This is a genomic window from Paenibacillus sp. J22R98, from assembly GCF_059383835.1.
Window position 1 is genome coordinate 351,515 of sequence record NZ_JBXENW010000007.1, and the last position, 20,825, is coordinate 372,339.

Consider the following 20,825-nt stretch of genomic DNA (forward strand, 5'->3'; position numbering starts at 1 on the left):
AACTCCCCCATATCCGCCCACGTCTGTAGCTGAGAGTTTCATATTCGAACTCTCAGACGCGAATACGCGCAGTATTGATGCTGAAAGTTCAAAAATCGTACTCTCAACTAACTAACTCCCTCATTCCGCCCACGCCTGTAGCTGAGAGTTTCATATTCGAACTCTCAGACGCGAAAACGCACAGTATTGATGCTGAAAGTTCGAAAAATGTACTCTCAGCTAGCTAACTCCCCCATATCCGCTCACGCCGGAGGCTGAGAGTTTCATATTCGAACTCTCAGACGCGGAAACGAGCAAATGTGATGTTGAGAGTTCGAGAATCGTACTCTCAGCTCTCCAAAAAAGCAAGTTTATTGGTGCTGCGGCGGTTATTCCATTCCTTAAGCGGTATATCCGCTTATGGTGCAACAATCAACCTCGGTTGGAGGCTGTAAGCGGCATATTCGCTTACGGCTCCCCGAAAGGGCGTGTTTACTGGTGCTGCGACGGTTATTACACCTCTTAAGCGCTATATCCGCTTATGGTGCAATAATCGGCCTTGTTTGGACGCTATAAGCGGCATATCCGCTTATGGTGCAACAATCGACCTCGATTGGAGGCTGTAAGCGGTATATCCGATTACGGCTCCCCGATAAGGCGCGTTTACCGGGGGTTAGGCGGTTGTGCCACTTCTAAGCGGCATATCCGCTTAATTCCAGTCCAACAAGAAAACCCGCCGGGCAGAGGGCCCAGCGGGTTTCCAAATCCAGCAAATCCGACAACTCCGGCTGCTAGATTACTTCGAAGCAAGGAACGCGTTCAATTGTTTTTGCTTCTCTTTGAGCACTTTATCGAGCCCGTTTGCTTTCTCTTTCTTCTGGAACTCAGCCGCTTTCGAAGGATCGATTGCGCCTGTTTCCAGACCGGCGATGTATTTGCTGCGCACTGTAACGAGCGCGGCTACTTGCGATTTGACCGGCTGGGCATTAAACGTGAATCCAAGCGCCGGCGACAGTTTCGCGCCTTTGTTGAACTTCTTGAACTGTGCCCATTTATCCGGAGCTTCCGTATTCCAAACATAGTTCAAGAATTGATTGCCGAACATCCAAGTCGCTCCCGGATTGTAGTTCGCTGCATCCGGACCTGGTTTAATAATTTCGCCCGATACTTTCTCATAATGCACGCCTTGAATACCGAAGTTGAGCAGGTTATTTAAGTATTTGTCGGAGTGAAGCAGGTTGATGAACATCATCGCACGCGCCGGATCCTTCGAAGTCGTGGAAATCCCCAGCATGGAACCTGCTGTTTCACCCGTCGAAACCGTACGCTCCGTCATGTTAATCTGCTGCAGCTTGCCTGCCAAATTCGCGGCTATGGCCATTTCAGCATCTTTGCCCGGCTTCAAGGAGGACACGATCATAAACACATTGCCCTTCTTCAAAGCATCTTGACCGGACAATTGCGTCGTTGCCGCATCTCTGTTGATGTAGCCTTTCTTGTAGAAGCTGCGTGTTACATTCAACTGATCCATGTACTTCTTATCGTCGAAGCGTGTAATAACCTTCGTGCTCGTGCCGTCTTTGCGAATCAGACCTTCAATCGTCGTATCGCCAAGGTAATCCTGCTGAATGAAATAGTGGGAGTTGAAGGTTTCGCCGTCACGCAGGAACAGCGGCGTCATGCTTGGCATTTTCGCTTTCACCTTTGCCAGAATCGGCGCAAGATCATTGACCGTTTTCACGGCATTCAGCTGAGCGGTCAAGCCGAGCTTGCTTGCAATATCTTTGCGGTAGATTACGCCGCCTTGCGCTGCCAATTCTTTGTTAGTCGGCACGCCGTAGTTATGCCCGTTTACTTTAGCTCCTGCCAGGAATGCCGGGTCGAGCGACTTCGTAATGTCTTTGCCGTATTTGCTTAGCAAATTGCCGGCCGGACCTTTCGCATCATCGAGCGCAAGGAACACTTTCTTCGCCACATCGTTGGCATGGCCGTTCCATTGTGCCGTGAAGATGACATCCATCGGCTCGCGGCTTGCTTTCAGCAGGTTCATCTTGCTGTCCCATTGGCCCCAATCGATCGGGATGAGGTCAATTGTCGCATTGATTTTGTCTGTCAGATACCTGCTCATTTTCGCTTCGATCTGAGCCTCATCTTTGGCAGGTGAGCCAGGATAATACAAGGTAAGCTTGTAAGGAGCCAGCGTGCTGCTACCAGCGGCGCTGGCAACCGGTAACGCGGATAAAACAAGGCTTCCGCCTAAAATCAGAGAGATGCTTTTTCCCAGCTTGCTTTTTTCTTTGAACATGCGGTAGTGCCTCCCTTATAAGATTAAGTGCGCTGTATACTCAACCGGCTAAACCGGAACGAGCCAAAAGAAATGAACCGCTTGCTGCATACCTGCATTTCTGCCTTCTCTCCTCGCCTATCCCTTAATCGCTCCAACGGTCAAGCCCTTGATGAAGTACCGCTGGAAGAACGGATAAGCAAACACGATCGGACCAATTCCGACCACCGCCATCGCCATCGTCACTGTCTCTGTAGGCAGCTGGTAGTCCGGATTTTGAGCCAGAATGGCCGAGTAGGCCGACGAATTGGCGCTTAAGAAGGTGATATCCAGCAGCGCCTGATACATACGGAACTGGATCGTGTACAAGGTGTCATGATTGATGAACAGCAGGCTTAGGAACCAATCATTCCAATAGCTCAGCGTACAGAACAAGCCAACCGTCGCCAATACGGGTAAGGAGAGCGGGAGTACGATTTGAGCAAATATCCGCCACTCGCCTGAGCCGTCAATCTTGGCCGATTCGAGGAGAGCAGGTGGAACCGAGTTCGTAAAGAAGGTACGCAGCACGAGTACGAAGAACGGCTGAACGAACATTGGAATCATGAGCGCCCAGATGTTATCCCTCATGTGGAGCCCTTGTGCATACAGTAAATAGAAGGGTACCAGTCCGCTATTGAAGAGAAGAGTAAAAAACATGATGAAGGAAAATGCTTTGCGATGCTTGAAATCCGGTCTTGAGATCGGATACGCAAACAGCGACATCATCGTGATCGCAATCAATGTGCCGACCACCGTAACGAATAACGAAGTGCCATACGATCTGACGATGCTCTGCCAATCGCTCAGCAGAAAATCATAGGCCGATGCACTGAACTTCTCCGGCCAGAACTTATAGCCATTAACGAGAACCAAGTTCTCATCGGAGAAGGAAACGGCAATGACGAGCAGCAGCGGCAGAACGCATATCAGCGTGTAAATCCAGAAGAATCCGTTGATAAAGAAATTCGAAAGGTTTGATATTTCATGAAGTCCCTTTTTCCGTTTGGTCACAATCGTCGTTGCCATTCACATGATTCCCCCTTAGAACAAGGCATCGTCTCTGCTGATCCGACGAATAACCAGATTTGATAGCAGCACCAGTACGAATCCAACAACCGCTTGGTACAAGCCGGCCGCAGAAGACATCCCGATATCCCCGCTCACGATAAATCCTTGGTACACGTAAGTATCAATGACGAGCGTCGTGTCGTAGAGAATGCCTGAATTTCGAGTGACTTGGAAGAACAACCCGAAATCCGAGTAGAAAATACGTCCAATCTGCAGGAAGGTGAGAATGATAATGACCGGCCTGATCAACGGGAGCGTAATACTGAAGATCTGACGCCATTTGGAAGCACCGTCGATCGTCGCCGCTTCATAATACTCGTTATCGATCCCAATAATGGCCGCAAGGAAGATGACTGCGTAATAGCCAATCCCTTTCCAGGTGTTAATGATGGGCAGAATGAAAGGCCACCACTTGGACTCCGTATACCAATCTACAGGCTCTATCCCAAACGCAGGGAGCACGATTTTGTTGAGAATTCCGATATCCGGATTTAAGAAAGCGTATACAAGATAAGAGATAACGACCATCGACAGAAAGTAAGGCAGGAACATGGCCGTTTGGTGGATCTTCGCCAACCGGCGGTTTCGCATAGCATTGAAGAGGAGCGCCAGTGTAACTCCGATCACCAGGTTCAAGACGATAAATACCGCGTTATAGGCCAGCGTGTTGCGGGTGATGGTCCAAGCGTCGGTCGTGCTGAACAGATAATTGAAGTTTTCCATGCCGACCCATTTGCTCTCCAGGAAGCTCTTGATGAAGCTCGTTGACGTATACTCAATTTGCTTAAAAGCGATTAAAGAGCCGATCATCGGAAGGTAATTGTTCATCAACAACACGAGCAGCGCGGGAGCCATCATAATATAGAAAGCTCCGTATCTTTTCCAATAGCCGATATTTTGCTTGGTTCGTGTTTTAGGCGCCTTCGCCTTCGCTACGACTTCCGCGGCTTCCGTTGAAGGAGTCATCCCCATAACCATCCTTTCGTCCACTTTATAGCATTTAGAAGGTTTTCCCTCCATTTCTATAAAGTAAGTCTATGGGAAGAAACTTACCGCGCCTCCGGAAGACGGCGACGGCTGTTTCTTCTTCTCTTGTACACTTATTGTATAGGCTGGATACCGACTCCATCTATCTACTGAGATGACGCACATAGCACTTTGGTGACATTGGGGAATAGAATTGCGGGGGCTAGACGTTTAGCGGAGGTTTTGATGTTTCTTGCGGTAATCTTGCGGAGATAATCCGGTCATCTTCTTGAACAGCTTGGCAAAATAAGAAAAATGGACATAGCCGACTTCCTCTGCAATGTTGCTTACTTTATCGTTCGTATCGACCAGAAATCGCTTCGCTCGTTCGATGCGCAGCTCCGTCATGTAGTCCGACAAGGAGAGCCCTGTCTCTTTGCGGAATAGGCGTGATAAATAGGCCGGATTACGATAGACGTGCGCGGCTATATCGTCGCGCGTCAGTTCCGTATGTACATGCTCCTGAATGAATGACTTCACCTTCGCAATGACGGCGGATGCATCACGCGGACGCTCTGCCAGTGCTTGTCCCATCTTGGTTACCATTCTTCCAGCCGAAACCATCAGCTGCAGAGAGTTACGGGCGGCCTGGATCTCCTTCAATTCCTGGACCGTAAACACATCATAGATCGAGAAGCCTTTGAGATAAGCTGCGCGATACAGCATGTTTAGGAAACCATAATGAAACAGCTCCAGTGCTTCACGACTGGCTTGTTCGGCCTGCCAGCGCCTTAACGTCTCTTCCAATTGGATGATAAGCTGTTCATATCCGCCATTATCAAGAAGCGCCCCCCAATCGGTAAAAGAAGGAATCGGGATTCCGGTATCCGTACCGACCGCTTCCAACCCCGCTTGTGCTGACGCATCCTGTACAGACTGCGGCGCGGATACATTGGCTCGTTCCAATTGCAGCAATCGTTCGAGTGCGCCGGCTAATCCGCCAATAGCTGCCGGCTCCCCCACATAACAGGAGACTCGGCAGTGAAAATAGGTTTGGCAAGCCTGCACATACTCGGCACATCTCCGAAGCAGTCTATCTCGATCGGCTATCTCGCTGTCATTTAGATAGAGCAGCGCCATATTGAGCTCATTTCGGTCCTGCAGCACCGTGCCCGGCCCGTTCCCCAGGATGATCTCCGCAGCTGATTTGCGCAGCGCATACTCCATGATGCTCTCATCATGAGCATCCAGCTCAATATCCCATTGCTCGATACTAAGCAGAACCGGAAGAACCTTGCTGCTCGCAGATAGTGGGATTTGATAGGACTCCAATTGGCGATCTAGTCGTTCCGGGGAGAGCCTCACTCGACCAGCCAGCAGCTCTTGCCAGAAACGCTCTATCAATATCGGAAGCTGGCTCGTCCATTGTCTGCGGTTCGCATCCACCAACTCTTCGATTTGCAGCCGTTCCCTTCGCATCCCGATCTCCGTGATCGCGCGTTTCACAATCGCCTTCAGATCATCGTGATCGACCGGCTTCAGAATGTAGTCAAAGCAGCCGTTATGCATCGCCTCCTGCGCATAATCGAACCTCGCATGCCCCGTGAGGAATATCGTCAGCGTCTGCGGCTTGTTGTCTCGAATCCAGCGGAGAAGCTCAAGTCCATTCATACCGGGCATTTCGATATCGGATATCACCAAATCCACGGGATGCTCCTCCAGCACTCGGATCGATTGCGTCACATCTTCGGCCTCCCAGATGGACTGAACGGGTAAGTCACTCCAATCGATACCTTGCGCGATTCCTTTCAGTGCATAGATCTCATCATCTACAACGAGCATGCTCACCACTATTATCGCCCTCCATCGTATGTCTGACCGTTATTCATGGCCTTCGAACGTATTTGGTCTCTCTATGGGAAGACGCATCTGCACGATGGCCCCTCCCAGCTTTCCGTTCATGAATGTGATGCCGCCATCATTGCCGTATAACATGCGGAATCGACGCAGAATGTTCCAGATGCCTAAGTGATACTCGCCGGCTCCTTCAAGTTCCACACCGGTTTGCAGCCCCTCCAGAATCGACTCGGGGAATCCCGGACCATTGTCGATGACCGTCAGCTTAATGAACCTGCCCGCGTCCTCCTCATCCTGTTCCGAGTAAATGCCAATGCGGAAAGGCAGCCCATCCTGAACTTTTTTATTAAAACCATGAATGACCGAGTTCTCGACGAAAGGCTGCAGCAATAAAGGAGCAATCGGCACCGGTGCATGCTCGGGCATCATTTGGATTTCATACTCCAGCTTCGCCACATACCGGATTTTCTGGATTTCCAGATAATGCTCGATATGCCGAATTTCATCCTCGAGCGAAACTACGGCGCGATGGCCTAGCATCACGAAGCGGAAGTAATCCGCTAGGTGCAGGCTCATTTTCTGAACCAGCTTGTAGTCCTTCAAGGCGGCCAAATTATAAATAATATTCAAACTGTTCATATAGAAATGAGGATTGATCTGGATCTGCAGATGCTTGTACTCCGCCTTCTGGACACGTATCTGCTCCTCGTAAACGTCGATCTTCAGCTTCTCGATTTGCTCAGCCATTTGGTTGAACGTCCCTGACATGAACGCAAATTCACTGTTATCCGTGTTCACCGGCATCCTTACGTTGAACTGGCCCTGGCCCAGCTTGCGCATGCCGCGTACGAGTGCAACCAGCGGCTTAAACATCACACGCTGGAGGAATAGCAAATAGAAGGATAAGACAATGGCTACCGTGAGCGGAATCCAGATGTAGAGCATCTTTTGGAAATAAGGAAGGTTCTTCAAAATATAAGTTTCCGGAATCACGATCATATAGTGGATATCCGAAATGGCGGAAGGCTGTGTGATAACGAGAAAATGATTCTGGTTCCAAGTCGTTCTGTTCTGCTTGGTCATCTCCACAATATCCATCTGCACGATGGATTCCTGTACGACAGGCAAAGGGGAGTTCGTTAACGGATTGCCCGCCGGATCCACGACGAACGCAGCGCCATCGGGTCCAACGTCAAATTTGCTTAAGACCTCATTTAATCGATCGACCTGTACGAGTGCGCCAATATAGACGCCTGAGCCCAGATCGACGGTTTTGATGAGATAATTGGTGTCGTTCGGAATGGAGAAACGCTCCCAGCGCTGCGTCTCTTCCGGTAAAGCTTTGGAGGCTAGTTTCGTGGTATAGTCCTGCAGGGCGGACTGCACTTCCGCGAAGTGGAAGCTGTATTGCGTAGCAAAAAACATATCGTCGTCCTTGCGGGAATAGACGAAGAAGGTATCCACTTTATTGTAGTAGCCGGTATCGAGCAGGAACCGTCTGGTCAGCTCCATCTTCACCATCGTATAATCCGAGTCATCTTCGGCCAGCGACAGCTGCTGCAGCGATTGAATGTTCGGGTCGCCCTGCATCCGGTACAAATAACGCATCGTTTCCTGCAGGATCGCGTCGTTATTTTGCACCTGCTGCTCCATCAAATTATTATAGTGCAGCGAGATTTGCTCACGCACGACTTTAGTCGCATAGATATTATTGTAGACTAGGAAGAGCACCATAGGTGCAGTCATGAGGAGAAAGCCGAATACGATCTTGAACCGAACGGATTGCCAAAATGGCATAAGATTCCACCCTCACGTGATAGCATTCAATCCACTCCCAGCATACCTTACACGAATGAAAGCGGCAACAAAATATCCCGGCCGCTTACGATGCTCCCCCCTCTATCTACCTATTGGAAAGATGGTGCAAGGCTAGTTCTAGATTCCTACGCCGTTTCGCTCCTCTATTAATTTAACAAGCAGCTCACGATCCTCTTCGAAAGATAACGCCAGCTCCCTCACCTCGTCGGCCGACTTCCATGCGATATCATAAATCAACCCGTCCGGATCTTGGATACGGCGCTCGCCGCCGATAATATCTCCGTGGAAATAGGCGATTCTGTCATGTTTCAATAGGAGCTGTTCCCCCAATTGAATGCGATAGCCCGTTTCCTCGAAAACCTCGCGAATGCAGCAGTCCTCATAGGATTCATCCGCCTCCCGCCCGCCTGACGGGACAGACCATCTTTTCTCCTCATGCGGTTTCCCTTGCAGCACCATGAGGAGCTGGCCGGAAGCATTGAAACAGATCGCCGCTGACCCGCTCCAGTTCAAGCGATACCATAGCGATTCGATCTGCGCCGCATGATGGCGATTATGCCAGACAAACCGCTGCAGCGCTGTATCCAGCGTGATACTGCCAAGCGCCAGTGTTCGCAGCTTTCTGCTGAATTGCTCCGGGTTCAACCCTTGAAGTAAAGTCGCAAACCGCCGATGAAGGATCTCTAGCAAGTCTAATGCATCCTCGATCGGAACCTCTCTATAATCATGCAGTTCTGCCCATAAATCCTCCCGGTATGTTGCCCCGAGCGGCTCTTCCTCCGTCAATGCCCGCTTGAACCGCAAATACGCATTCATATCATTGTCGGCCAGATGATGTACGATCTGTCTGGCAGACCAGCCGCCATCGCGATAAGGAGTGTCTAGCTGCTCCGAACCGAGGCTGCGAACCAGCTTCCTCAACGCCACGGTAATGCTGGGAATCTCCTTCATGAGGGCTGCTCGTTCTTCATGTGTAGTCATCGGCGCCGCTTGAAACTGTCCGATCGGGAAACGAATGTCGTTCATCGGTTTGGTTACCGCCTTTCCTGAGCTTCATTATTCTATCACCGCCATAAGCATCTCAACTATATTCGAGAAACGATAAAATGAATCCTTTTCACGATCCTGCTGACACATGTCCCTTTCCATTTCTAGCGATGCTGCATAACTTGGTAGAAAAGGAGTAGGTGCTGCTATGGGACAACTTATCGATGCGCGAACATCCAGCAATATTCCCGTCGTTCTCACGGAGTTTGATAGTTTCCCGCTCGATGCCCCTGTCATCGTTGGACAGGTAGGACTGAACATTCCACACGATACCCCGGGAATTATCCGGGTTCAATTGACGGGGATGGCGGGCGTCGCGCTTCCTACGGATTTTCCGCAAGGTTTCCTACTTGAGCTTTACATGGTAAGAGGTCTTACGATCGACGATTCGCTTATCTACAAATCGCAGCATTTATTCGATTCCGGCATACACACGGTTGGATTCTCTGCATCCGATTATAATATCCCTGCGCCTGCATCGGGGCTTCAGCCCTACACGTTATTCGCAATCGCCCGCTCGGAAGGAATCGCCCGCGTCGGTCCGGAGAACTTGAACGCTTCCGCTTATTTCGGGTAATGAAAGGCAAAGGAAAGGGGCTGTCCCAAAAGTCATCGATGATGACGAAGGGATAGTCCCTTTTTCTCTTAATAGGAATTGGTTTTGCCGCATTCATTGCGCAGTCGAATGTTCTTCCGATCGCTGTTGTTCCTGTTTTCCCCTGAATGAATAGGTTAAGGCTTCTCTCCAACCTTCGCCGCTCTAACGAATCGTGGAGGTCTGATTTTGGAGAATTGAGCACCTCTAAAATTCTAACGAACCACAGAGGCCTTATTTAGCGGAATTAAGCAGAAATGCACGGGTTTTGGAGCCAATAAGGCCTGTAGGATTCGTTAGAATTTCAAACCGGGTTTTTTGTAGCAAATAAGCCCCCTACGATTCGTTAGCGACAAAATCTAATCCTGCGTTACCGGTGGCGACCGGTCACATAGCAGCCCCCTCGCCAAGTTATAAGTATGGAGTATCAGCGCCATAAACAGGTCGCAAGAGAGCGATTGAAAAGTGAAGGAGGCTACGCACTGTCCGTTCGGCGCATGTATGAACCGGAAAGCCTATTTGGCAAATCAAAAACAACCGAGGATTTCGAAGGTTCCTGCTTCGAGGCTTGCAAAAAGTAAGCTTAGAGGTCAGGTGGCTTTCGCTTGCCCCATAATTTGCTGAAGAAAGCCGCAGTTGACCGAAGACGAGAAATGGCGCCACAGGTAGGAGACCTATGACGCCATTTTTTCATCTGAAAATTGCCTCTGAGGGCTTGAACACCTATCTGAAGCCCCCTTTTGAGACAGCCTCTTCTTTATGTTACCTATCGCTGCAATAGCTTCAGATTTCTAGAACCCTGTATTCCCGTTCAACACCGGCACTACTAACGGATTCGCGTTCGTATAGTTCGGCAGCGCATTGCCGGAGGCAACGTTAAAGTTGAACTGCGTCCGACCGCCGCTGTCTCCGTAAGTCGTGTTGTCGATATGAATGCCTTCCGTCTCGCCGTTTGTAATGGTGTTGAGCTCGATTCGCACATTGAGCATCGGATTCACATAGAGCCAGAACTGAATGCCCGCATGGTTGTGACCGGTATGACCCGCTTTGTTAATCGTGTTCCGTTGGAATTTGAGGCCGCTGATCGTATACGAAGGTTTCGTCGGCTCAACCGGCTCCGTCGTGACAATCATGCCCGCGTTGAAGGTGCTGTCGATGTAGTTATCGCGGAAGATCAAGCTGTTGCCGCCAACATCGGACATGCCGCGTCCCCAGTAGCTGGCGATAATCGTGTTGAACTGCCCCACGTTATTCTGCGCGACGCCCGGGAAGTTCATCAGATTCACCTGCGCGACGCCATCATCGCCTAGTCCACGCATGAAGTTATTCTGCGCCAGGTTGCCGGAGTTCCCGTCATCTCCCCAATGAATGCCGTCGAAGTACGTATTGTACAGCCGCACATTCTGAATGGTCGAGTTCGACCAATCCGTCCAGCCTTCCAAGCAGCCCATATGCTCTGCCCATAGATTCTGCAGCACATTGTTGGAGCCCGTGCCGGGATTCGTAAGCACGATGATGCCATAATGCGCATCCCGCTGCGTATCCACGCTGCTAATGCGAAGATCTGAGATCGTCGTGTTATTATTCAGCGTGAATCCTACTTCGCCGCCCCAAATTCCATTCGTAATCGTGCTGTGCAAATGGGAATACCAGATGCCTGCGCCTTTCACGCTTACGCCTGAAGGAACAGCGATTTTATCGCTTTGGTTGTACGTCCCTGGAGGGAACCAGACGTTCTTGCCGGCCGAAGCCGCGGCGTTAACCGCACTTTGAATGGCTGCTGTATCATCGGCGATTCCATTGCCAACCGCATTGTATGGCGCCGATTTGACCGAGATATAGTTCGCCGGCATCGCAATCGGTGCCGCCGCCGTCTCCAGATCAATCAGATCGATCCCGTACCAAGCGAGTCCGTTTCCGGAATCCTTTTGCAGCTTAATTGTATCTCCTGCATTGATATCGACTGCAAAATCCTTATCATCAAAGCTGCGTACATACGAGTTCCCCGGCGCTGTATCATAATTGAACGTAGAGGTGAGCGATAAGTCTTGTCGCTTCACGCCGTTGACATAGAGTGCCAGTGTCCCGCTCGTATTCTGAGGAATGCTGTATCGCAGAATCATCCGGTTCGCATCGCGAACATTCGTCCACTGTACAGACTCGCCTGTAGCGTCGAGGTGCACATAGCTTTTGCCGGAAGCCGCTTCTTTCTTCATCGCCGTATCATTATTCGTAGTCGCTCCGCCGCCAAGTGTACCATTTTCCGCTTCGTAGGTTGTGAATGGCATCGTTGCGCCGCGCGAATTGTTGTTCGTCAGCCGGATCCAGTTGATATTCGCGATACCGGAACCCAATATTCCTTTCACATAGAGATTGTGCGTGCCTGTAGCAGTGCCCGTGATCGGCCAAGTTTGTGTCTCGAACGTATTCCAGCTATCCGTGTTGGCCACTGTAAACGTGTTAATTACCGGTCCAGTCAGGCTGTCGAGCCGAACCTCGAATTTGCCGCCTGTAGCCGTTGCCGCAACGCGAGCTTCAAGCGTCTTATAGCCGCCGCTTAAATTCACGTTGTTGTACACCATATAATCATTCGTATCGAAGCTGCCTACTTGCTGGCCGCCGCCTGTATCCGGGGTCGTCGCCGGTGTAACGCCGGACATCGCGTTGTAGCTCTCCGCTTCGATCTTGATTGCCGTGGTCATCGTCACGACCGGCGACCAATTCGTTTCATCAAAGTTCATATTGCCATTCGCATTGATGACAAAATACAGCGCATCCCCAGCCTCCACGTGAATGTTCGATACCCCGCTTGGCGTGACATCGGCTGACGGCGTCACAGTAGCGCTCCAGAGCTGCGTCGTATTTTTGAAAATCTTCGCCACAACGCCGTTACTGCTGGCATTGACCTTGAGCACATTGCCCGTAATGTCGACATTGCCTGCCTGCGGCGCAACCCATTTCTTCACCGCATCATAGGTTGTCTCCGGATGGAAGAAGGAGTCCCTCACGTACGGATAACCGGAGGTTTCTTTCCACTTAGCCGGTGCAATAGCATCATAGACACTGAGATACGAATACGTGCTTCCTGTCTTCTTCATATTGAACCAATTGCCCACGCCTTGCGATGTACCGAAGGAGGAAAATGCGCTGTACGTTACCGTTTCGGGAATCGGTGCCGCTTCGGATTTCCCTTCATTCACGAGCAAACCGCTGGCAATGAGCGTAAATGCCATGGCACCATAGATACCTTGCTTCCACTTTCTTCTGAACATCGCTGCATCTCTCCTTTTCACATGTTTTCACTACCCCACGTTTCATTGCAAAGCCGATCACATTTCTCTGCACCACCTCCATCACGAACGGATTAGGATTAGGTAAGATGAATCTGGATGTCGTTGACTTCGAAACTGAAGCGCTTTCATGAAACTGCGAGAGGAAATCAGGCCTATCAAAGTCCAACATCCTAAAGGTACCATAGTGAACTAAGTAAAATTCAGACATGTTATTAGCAAAATATTAACTTCCTCTAAGACATCTTCCTAGACAACCTACCACCGAGTTACCAGTAGCGTCATAGAGATCCTAGCAAACGCAAAACCGGATACCTCCTAAGGGGACACCTGGTTTATTGAGATAAGGTCCTTCTTCAAATAATAATGTTCAAAGCCGCCTGCATTCGGTATTACTCCATAAGTTTCATACCCCTGTTTCTTGTAGAAGTCCAGCGCTTGGAAGCTTAATGTATCCAGTTTGCTGAAATCGCACTTCTTCTCCCTGGCAAGCAGCTTCGTCCCGTAGCCGCCATGTCGCAGCTTCTCATCTACATACAGGTAGTGGACCTCCAGCCAATTCCAGCATATCTCACCGACTAAGCCGCCATAAATGTGACCGTCGGTCCTGTGGAAAATGCTTCTGATTAAACGCGGCCATTTGGCATCTAACATAGCTTTTGTCAACTGCACTCGACTCTGTTGAGATGGATAATTTCATTGCGATACGCTCCCTCTAAATAGGAAGGCCGGAAGCACTTCATCGAGTGTCCGGCCTCCCTATGACTAAAGATTCTGTATGCTTATTCCCGCTGCCGGGTCGAAGGTCAGCATTTTCGTGCCGATCTTATCGATAAAGAACCGGTCATGGCTGACGGTTATGACAGCCCCCGGGAAATGGATCAACGCCTGCTCCATAACCTGAATGCTCGTCAGGTCCAGATGGTTCGTCGGCTCATCCAAGATAATGACGGCTGCTCCCGAGAGCAGACATTTGGCCAGCGCAACACGGGCTTTCTGTCCACCGGATAAATTGCCAATGAACTTGCTTAAATCCATCTCCGAAAACTGCAGCATAGAGAGGAATTTGTTTACTTTCTTGCGCGGTGCATCCAAGCCCAAACCATAGGTGTTCACGGCATGGCTAACCGTATCCTTCGGATCAAGCTCCTCCCACATGCGGTTGAAGTACGCGTAGCTGACGCCCTTCTCCCAGGTTACCTCCCCGGATTCAGGCTTCTCCTGACCTGTGAGCACCTTAATCATCGTCGACTTCCCGCTTCCGTTAGGGCCAACGATGACCAGCCGATCTTCCTTCTGAATATCGAAGCTGACCTGCTCGAAAATCTGCCGTCCCTCATAGGATTGACTGATATTCTTCACTTCGCACAGCTTGTCCGGAAAACGCAGCTTCTCATAGATATCCGTAATCAGCACGTTAACCGGATGCGGTTCGATTCGCTTCTTATTATCCGCCAACTGACGGGAGAGGCGATCCTTGGACGATTTGCGGCTTGCACGGCTGTCGATTGCTTCGGATTCCATAAGGAGCAGTTCTTCCTCCCACTCGAACTGGCGGTCGAGCTCCTTCTTGCGCATCTTCTTCTTGCGGATGTAATCGGTGTAGTTGCCTTCGTATTCCTGAAAATGATAGTTTTCAATCTCAATCGTACGCGTCACCACTTTATCGATAAATTGCCTGTCATGCGATACGAGAATCATCGCGCCTTTGAAGCGGTACAGCCACTGCTCCAGCCACGCGATCCCTTCCATATCCAAGTAATTCGTCGGCTCGTCGAGCAGAACAACGTCAGGCAGCTCGATCAGCATTTTGGCCAGTGCCGCACGGTTTCGCCAGCCTCCGGACAGCTCATCAACCGGCTGATGACGCGATCTGTCATTAAATCCAAGCTTCGTCAGCACCGTGTTGATTTCAACGGACACGTTCCAGCCATCCAGATGCTCCATTTGCTCGAACAGCTCCGCCTGTCTGGCAAGCAGCCGCTCCATTTCGCCGTCATCGGTGACAAAACCCAGCTTTTCGCCTACCTCCTGCAGCTCACGCTCGATCAGCGCAACTTGCTCGAAGCAGTTCTCCAGTTCCTGCTGCACAGACAAGCTGCCGTGCATTTCGGAAAATTGCGAGAAGTACCCGATTCTAACCTGCGGCGCTATTTCCACATTCCCGGATGTAGGCTCTTCTTGCCCCATAATGAGCTTGAATACCGTCGACTTCCCGGCACCATTGCGCCCAATCAGGCCGATTCGTTCGCCTTGCGTCACTTTAAAATAAATATTGCGAAAGATCAGCGTCTCTTCGTATTTCTTCGTTACATCTTCCAATCGTATTACGCTCATGACAATGCCCCTTCTGCTTCCGTCCGTCTTAGGTGATTATACCACTTGTTGGCTAGGAATTAACTCGAAACCCTCACAACGGTCGAGCCTGCATGACCTACATGCTGTAGGAGCCACACGGGCACACCAACATGAGCCATAGACAGACACCAGAATCTAGCTTTACTCTTGCGATAAATCAAAAACACGCCGAAGCAACTGGCTAGAGAAACAAAGACCGCCAACAAAAAAACAGCGGCGAAGTCACTATAACCTCGTCACTGCCTCTGTTTTTGCGCTGCTGAAGAGAATGCTGCTAAATATACAACATTTGTTGGTTTTGGCCCTCATTCTAGGAGAAATGTTGCGCGGTGTGCAACATTTCTCCCCGCAAGGAGTGGTAAAGCCCTGTTTGGTAAGCAAACGTTGCATTTACGACAACATTTGCTCGGTTGGGATCGATTCCACTAGAAAATGTTGCGATTCGTGCAGCATTTTCTTGACGCCGAGCTTGAGCGACTAGCCCGTTAAACACGCTAACGAACCGTAGAGCCCTTATTTACCGGAAAATAACCCGAAATTTATTCTAACGAACCATAGAGGCGCTATTGAGGGTAATTGGAACGAAAAAGAGCATGAAAACATGAAATAAGTCCTGTAGGGTTCGTTAGATTTTCAAATCGTCTTATTTCGCTCAAATAAGACCTCTGGGGTTCGTTAGAGTGAAAAGCAATCTGCTGCGGAATCATTCAGCGGCGGCTGAGTTATAACGAGTGCGGATCACGGCAATCACGGCAGTTTAGTTTCATTAAATTTGTGGATCTGCCAATGTCCTTTGGCGGTACGCTCTAGCCGCGAGCCGACTTGCGCTTCTGATTCGTCCTTGTGCGATTGACCGAAGCCGGCGTCTTCACGGTTCGAGGAGGGCCGAAGCCGAGCTGCGTAATATAGGCGCGCCAACGTTTCTCGTATTGGGCGAACGTTGACTTCACCTCAATGGCAATCGCGTCTCGGTGGCGGACAGTCCCCATTTCCTCGTGGCGGCGATACGCGCTGAGCGGTTCGGGGATGAGCAGAAACGGAATGCCGGTCAGCAGCACGCGGTACCAGTAATCGAGATCATGCGTATACTTCAGCCCCTCATGGAACGGGCCGGTAATCCGATAGAGCGCTTTGCTCATCATGACCGTGCAGCCGTTAATTGGGTTGCTCGTTTGAAGCGCGCGATAGAACGCGCCGTTCTCGTAGCCGGGCGGAATGAGGTCGAGCTCCGTCATTTTGCCGCGGCCGTCGATGATGTCGAAGCCGGTATGGCTGATGAGCGCTTCCTGCTCTTCCATCGCCTCGACTTGGCGTTTGATTTTGTTTGGATAGAAGCGATCATCGGAGCTGAGCCATGCTACATACTTGCCGCTGGCTAGGCGGAACCCCGCGTTCAGCGCGCTTGCTGTGCCGCCGTTCACTTTTCCGGCATAATGAATTCGTCCCTCATACGGACGCAGCTTCTCTGCATGCTTCGTTGAGCCGTCATCCACGACAATAATTTCGATATTGTCATAGGTTTGCGCGAGCGCACTCTCGATGGCTTCCGTCACATAGGGGTCGTTATAAAAGGGGATGACGATACTCACCCTCGGGTTTCCCATCCTACCTGCCTCCTGCTGCTTCTTCTCTGTTGTCATACTTCAGCTTCAGCGCAGTCGCGCCGCTTCCAACGTTTCACGCAGCGACTGCTCAAGCGTTATTAACGGCGTCCAGCCAAGGGCGATGACGCCTTCGCAATTCACCGGTGCAGGCGAGGCGGCTTGCGACTCGCCAACCTCCCACTGCAGCGGATGCTGCGCCAGCGCGTCGAACGCATCTGCGATCTCGCCGAGCGTGCGCATCACGCCGGAGGCGACCGGGTAGATGCGGCCGCTCTCTCCGGCGCGCAGCAGCAGTTCATAGGCGCGAATCGCATCGCGCACATCAAGCAAATCGCGCTGCTCGCTGCGCGAGGACAGCCGGAACGGCGCCGGCGGAGCAGCACCGCTCGCTGCTGCTAGCTCCGCCTTGGCAGCGTAGCGCGCAAGCAGCGCGCACAAGCCGCCGGATCGGCCGGGGCCGATCAGATTCGACGGCTCGGCGATCACGACCTCCATGCCGTAGAGCGACGTCCAGCTCTGCGCAATCAGCACCTGCATCGTCTTGCTCAAGCTGTAGGGATGCTGCGGCTGCGGCCGTTCTGCACCTCCGTGATCAGCTGCAACGAGCGGAAAACGCAGCATCGAGCCGGCTACTACGATCCGGCAAGGAGTCCCTACCCTCCGCACGCCTTCCAGCACGTGCACGGTTCCCATCACATTACTCTGCAGCACGGCTGCAGGATCATTCCATGAAGCGCCAACTGCATTGGCACCTGCCAAATGCAGCACATATTCCGGCTTGGCGCGCTCTATCACCGCCAGCACCTCGGACTGCGCAGCCAGATCGCAGGTCACAACCGCATGAACGGCGTTCAGCCACGTCCATTCTTCCGCATCTTGCTGCGGCAGACGGCGAACGACCGCCGTCACCTCCCAGCCTGCGCTGCTAAAGTACCGGCAGGCATGCTCGCCGCAGAAGCCGCCGGCCCCTGTTACTAGCAGGCGCGGGCGGCTCAACCTTCATTCATCCAGTTCGCAAGCTCCTCCAGCATCGGTACATAGCCTGGTGCAAGATAACCCCAATCGCTGCGCGAGGAAACAAGCGTCCGATCCAAATAAAGCCGGTCATCCGATATGATCTTAACGCCGCTCACCTGGAAAGCGGATTGAAACAAGTGCAGCAGCGTAAGCTTGCTTACCGTTTCGGCAGCTGTCAAATGGACCAATCCTCCAATCGTCGGATTCGCAATTGCATAATCCACCGCTTTGGCCAGCTCAAGCGTGGTGACCCCGTTCCACCACACTCTCGCATAGCCGTTGACGGTTCCCTTTTGCTCCAGAAACCATTTAAGCAGTCCGATCCCCTGCGGCCGGATTTCAGGACCGATAATGGAAGTGCGAATCGTGAGATGGCGGGATCCCGGCGCTTCTCCAAGCGCCTTGGACCTCGCGTATACGGAGGTGCCATCTGGCACATCCTGCTCCGTATACGTCCCTTTCATCCCGCTGAATACGCAGTCCGAGCTGATATGAATGACGCGAGCCGGCGTGTCTAAATGATCCGCCAGATGCCGCAGCCAGTGAGGCAGTAACCCATTCACCTGATAAGCGGCCAGCGGGTGCTGCTCCGCCTCCTGATTCAGCACGCCCACCGCATTGACGATAATATCCGGCTGTACTGCACGCACAAGTACAGCTACAGACTCATGGTCCAGAGCATCCAGGTGAAGCCCGTTAGCTCCCTCCTCTGACGATCGCGTCGTGTACACAACATCCATTTCGGGATGCAGCTGTTCAAAATACCGGATCAGAACATGACCTGCCATGCCGCTTCCTCCGATAATGAGCAGCTTCATGACAGAAACCCGCCCCGGTTCAGCATCGAACGAATTTCTTCCTTCGTCAGCAGCGACTGACTGGAACTGTAGCTCTCGAAATCAACGCTTGGATAGCTGCTGTAATGCTGACGAAGCCCCGGAATATCAAGGGTTGGCAGAATGACCAAATACTCTTCATCGTACACAACCGTAGTCGTGCTTTCGTGGTCTGTCAGCAGAATCTCATGTATTTTCTCCCCTGGGCGGATCCCTGTTGTCACCATTGTCGCAGGAATGCCCAAATCCTCGATCAACACAGCAGCCAAGTCCACGATCCGGCAGGTTGGCATCGTCATTACGAAGATTTCCCCGCCAATGCTTTCCTCCGATGCTTTGAACAATAACGTAATTGCATCCTGCAAGGTCAGGAAGAAACGCGTCATGTTCATATCCGTTATCCGCACTTGCCCCTTATCTCTGATCTGATTCATAAACAGATGCACAACGCTTCCGTTCGTGCCAAGTACATTTCCGCCGCGTACGCAGACAAATGTCGTATTGGAATGCAGCAAATTCGCGTACACGATCAGCTTCTCGCCAATGGCTTTGGTCATGCCATAGAAATTCGACGGGTTCGCCGCCTTGTCGGTGGAGATGTAGACCACTCGTTTGACCCCGTTTGCGATGGCGGCTTCGATGACATTTTGCGTTCCGATGACGTTCGTTTTGAGCGCCTCATACGGCTGATCCTCACAAACGGGCACATGCTTCAGCGCTGCCAAATGAAACACGTAATCGACACGCTCGCAAGCACGCATCAATGCTTCTTTATCGCGAATATCTCCGATACAGAAGGACAGACGCGGATCTTCAAACGTGCGGCTCATCGCCACCTGGCTGGACTCGTTACGGGAAAACACAATAATTTGTTTGGGCTGCTGAGGCAGCAGCTGGCGGATCAGTTCGTAGCCCCAGGACCCTGTTCCCCCGGTGACCAGTATGCGCTGATTAGTAAACATTCCATTTCCCTCCAAGCACAAATTTAACCACTTTATCCGACACATCTTTTGCCAAATATCCGTCCGGACACTCCCAAGCTGCAGGCAGCGAAGTCATGATGACCGCAGCCTCCTCGATTCGTTCTGCCTTCAAGCCGCATACGACGTTGCTGCCGCAATCAATCGTTTCCGGACGCTCGGTCGTCTGCCGAATGGTTACGGTTGGAACTCCGAACAGGCAGCATTCTTCCTGCACGGTGCCGCTGTCCGTGATGGCGCAAAACGCATGCTGCTCCAGCCGAACAAAGTCGAAGAATCCCAGCGGCTCATAGAAAACTACCCGATCATCCATCTCCACGCTCACCGAACCGCTGTCGATCCGCGATCTCGTCCGCGGATGAACACTGCAGATGACTCGCTTGTCAAAGCGCGCCGCTACGCGATTAAGCCCCTCCAGTATGCCGGTCAACCGTTCCGGCACATCGACGTTCTCCGCGCGGTGCGCTGTCACGAGCACGTAACTGCCAGGCTGCAGACCGAAGCGTTCCAGCACATCGCTGGCATCAATCTGCGGCTTGTAATGTTCAATTACTTCATGGATGGGATTGCCTGTCAGCACGATTCGATTGCTTGGGAACCCTTCACGCAGCAAGTTGTTCTTGCTGTATGACGTATACGGCATGTTAATACTTGCAATGGCATCGATGATCCGGCGATTCTTCTCCTCCGGCACCGATAGATCGTAGCAGCGATTGCCCGCTTCCATGTGCACAACCGGAATGCCCATCCGTTCCGCGATGATGGCGCAGAGTGCACTGTTCGTATCGCCAAGCAGCAGAACTACATCCGGCTCATGGGCAACCAGAATTCGTTCCACCTCTGCAAACATGACGGACAATTGCCCGCCGAGCGTCTGCCTTGTCTCCGTGAACAGATAATCCGGCTGCCTTAGCCCCATCTCCTTAAAGAACACATCGCTGAGCGACGGCGAAAAGTTCTGTCTTGTATGCACGAGCACATGCTTCTCGGCCAGCGCATCCAGCTTCTGAATGATAAGACTCAGTCGTATAATTTCCGGGCGCGTGCCCAAAATCGTTACAACGCGCATGAAACGTCCCTCCTT

At 51.5% G+C, this 20,825-nt stretch carries 14 protein-coding genes and 2 pseudogenes; 2 read left to right on the top strand and 14 right to left on the bottom strand.

Annotated elements, in window-relative coordinates:
* Positions 1-775: 775 nt before the first annotated feature.
* The 6 genes from AC50Y3_RS20950 to AC50Y3_RS20975 form a co-directional block, all read right to left on the bottom strand.
* Positions 776-2,284, bottom strand: coding sequence for an ABC transporter substrate-binding protein (locus tag AC50Y3_RS20950; RefSeq protein ID WP_494820665.1), 1,509 nt, complete (start codon positions 2,282-2,284; stop codon positions 776-778).
* A 117-nt stretch (positions 2,285-2,401) separates the two neighbouring features.
* Positions 2,402-3,331 carry a carbohydrate ABC transporter permease gene (locus tag AC50Y3_RS20955; protein WP_494820666.1) on the bottom strand — a complete coding sequence of 310 codons (930 nt, stop codon included), beginning with the start codon at positions 3,329-3,331 and terminating at the stop codon, positions 2,402-2,404.
* A gap of 15 nt (positions 3,332-3,346) precedes the next feature.
* On the bottom strand, positions 3,347-4,339 hold the full coding sequence (locus AC50Y3_RS20960) for an ABC transporter permease (protein ID WP_494820667.1): 993 nt from the start codon (positions 4,337-4,339) through the stop codon (positions 3,347-3,349).
* A gap of 231 nt (positions 4,340-4,570) precedes the next feature.
* On the bottom strand, positions 4,571-6,181 hold the full coding sequence (locus AC50Y3_RS20965; protein ID WP_494820713.1) for a response regulator transcription factor: 1,611 nt from the start codon (positions 6,179-6,181) through the stop codon (positions 4,571-4,573).
* A gap of 39 nt (positions 6,182-6,220) precedes the next feature.
* Positions 6,221-7,993: a cache domain-containing sensor histidine kinase gene (locus AC50Y3_RS20970; RefSeq protein WP_494820668.1), complete on the bottom strand. Its 1,773-nt coding sequence runs from the start codon at positions 7,991-7,993 to the stop codon at positions 6,221-6,223.
* A gap of 138 nt (positions 7,994-8,131) precedes the next feature.
* Complete coding sequence (locus AC50Y3_RS20975; protein WP_494820669.1) at positions 8,132-9,040, bottom strand: YfiT family bacillithiol transferase; 909 nt, start codon at positions 9,038-9,040, stop codon at positions 8,132-8,134.
* Positions 9,041-9,209: 169 nt separating this feature from the next.
* Between AC50Y3_RS20975 and AC50Y3_RS20980 the strand changes: the two genes are divergently transcribed.
* Positions 9,210-9,638, top strand: a complete 429-nt coding sequence (locus AC50Y3_RS20980) for a hypothetical protein (protein ID WP_494820670.1) — start codon at positions 9,210-9,212, stop codon at positions 9,636-9,638.
* Positions 9,639-10,069: 431 nt separating this feature from the next.
* Positions 10,070-10,336 (top strand): annotated as a pseudogene (locus tag AC50Y3_RS20985) (transposase); the annotation flags it as partial.
* A 111-nt stretch (positions 10,337-10,447) separates the two neighbouring features.
* On the opposite strand, the gene AC50Y3_RS20990 reads toward AC50Y3_RS20985, so the two are convergent.
* From AC50Y3_RS20990 to wecB, 8 genes and pseudogenes are all read right to left on the bottom strand, one after another.
* The gene (locus tag AC50Y3_RS20990; protein WP_494820671.1) at positions 10,448-12,928 is read right to left on the bottom strand and encodes a carbohydrate-binding protein; all 2,481 of its coding nucleotides are present in this window, start codon (positions 12,926-12,928) and stop codon (positions 10,448-10,450) included.
* 336 nt (positions 12,929-13,264) lie between these two features.
* Positions 13,265-13,646, bottom strand: a pseudogene (locus AC50Y3_RS20995) (GNAT family N-acetyltransferase).
* A 65-nt stretch (positions 13,647-13,711) separates the two neighbouring features.
* Positions 13,712-15,283, bottom strand: coding sequence for an ABC-F family ATP-binding cassette domain-containing protein (locus tag AC50Y3_RS21000; RefSeq protein WP_494820672.1), 1,572 nt, complete (start codon positions 15,281-15,283; stop codon positions 13,712-13,714).
* 827 nt (positions 15,284-16,110) lie between these two features.
* Positions 16,111-16,908 carry a glycosyltransferase family 2 protein gene (locus AC50Y3_RS21005; RefSeq protein ID WP_494820673.1) on the bottom strand — a complete coding sequence of 266 codons (798 nt, stop codon included), beginning with the start codon at positions 16,906-16,908 and terminating at the stop codon, positions 16,111-16,113.
* Positions 16,909-16,953: 45 nt separating this feature from the next.
* A complete protein-coding gene (locus tag AC50Y3_RS21010) occupies positions 16,954-17,904 on the bottom strand; it encodes an NAD-dependent epimerase/dehydratase family protein (protein WP_494820674.1) in 951 nt (316 codons plus the stop codon).
* A complete protein-coding gene (locus tag AC50Y3_RS21015) occupies positions 17,901-18,743 on the bottom strand; it encodes a dTDP-4-dehydrorhamnose reductase family protein (protein WP_494820675.1) in 843 nt (280 codons plus the stop codon). Before AC50Y3_RS21015 ends, AC50Y3_RS21010 begins: the two co-directional genes overlap by 4 nt.
* Positions 18,740-19,723, bottom strand: coding sequence for a polysaccharide biosynthesis protein (locus AC50Y3_RS21020; RefSeq protein ID WP_494820676.1), 984 nt, complete (start codon positions 19,721-19,723; stop codon positions 18,740-18,742). The genes AC50Y3_RS21015 and AC50Y3_RS21020 overlap by 4 nt, the downstream gene beginning before the upstream one ends.
* Complete coding sequence (wecB, locus tag AC50Y3_RS21025; protein ID WP_494820677.1) at positions 19,713-20,810, bottom strand: non-hydrolyzing UDP-N-acetylglucosamine 2-epimerase; 1,098 nt, start codon at positions 20,808-20,810, stop codon at positions 19,713-19,715. Before wecB ends, AC50Y3_RS21020 begins: the two co-directional genes overlap by 11 nt.
* Positions 20,811-20,825 lie beyond the last annotated feature (15 nt).

Coding starts and splice junctions, on each gene's coding strand:
- AC50Y3_RS21020 (WP_494820676.1), bottom strand. CDS start 19,723: ATGTTTACTAATCAGCGCATACTGGTCACCGGGGGAACAGGGTCCTGG.
- AC50Y3_RS20975 (WP_494820669.1), bottom strand. CDS start 9,040: ATGAACGACATTCGTTTCCCGATCGGACAGTTTCAAGCGGCGCCGATG.
- AC50Y3_RS21000 (WP_494820672.1), bottom strand. CDS start 15,283: ATGAGCGTAATACGATTGGAAGATGTAACGAAGAAATACGAAGAGACG.
- AC50Y3_RS20960 (WP_494820667.1), bottom strand. CDS start 4,339: ATGACTCCTTCAACGGAAGCCGCGGAAGTCGTAGCGAAGGCGAAGGCG.
- AC50Y3_RS20955 (WP_494820666.1), bottom strand. CDS start 3,331: ATGGCAACGACGATTGTGACCAAACGGAAAAAGGGACTTCATGAAATA.
- AC50Y3_RS20965 (WP_494820713.1), bottom strand. CDS start 6,181: ATGCTCGTTGTAGATGATGAGATCTATGCACTGAAAGGAATCGCGCAA.
- AC50Y3_RS21005 (WP_494820673.1), bottom strand. CDS start 16,908: ATGGGAAACCCGAGGGTGAGTATCGTCATCCCCTTTTATAACGACCCC.
- AC50Y3_RS20980 (WP_494820670.1), top strand. CDS start 9,210: ATGGGACAACTTATCGATGCGCGAACATCCAGCAATATTCCCGTCGTT.
- AC50Y3_RS20950 (WP_494820665.1), bottom strand. CDS start 2,284: ATGTTCAAAGAAAAAAGCAAGCTGGGAAAAAGCATCTCTCTGATTTTA.
- AC50Y3_RS20970 (WP_494820668.1), bottom strand. CDS start 7,993: ATGCCATTTTGGCAATCCGTTCGGTTCAAGATCGTATTCGGCTTTCTC.
- wecB (WP_494820677.1), bottom strand. CDS start 20,810: ATGCGCGTTGTAACGATTTTGGGCACGCGCCCGGAAATTATACGACTG.
- AC50Y3_RS20990 (WP_494820671.1), bottom strand. CDS start 12,928: ATGTTCAGAAGAAAGTGGAAGCAAGGTATCTATGGTGCCATGGCATTT.
- AC50Y3_RS21015 (WP_494820675.1), bottom strand. CDS start 18,743: ATGAAGCTGCTCATTATCGGAGGAAGCGGCATGGCAGGTCATGTTCTG.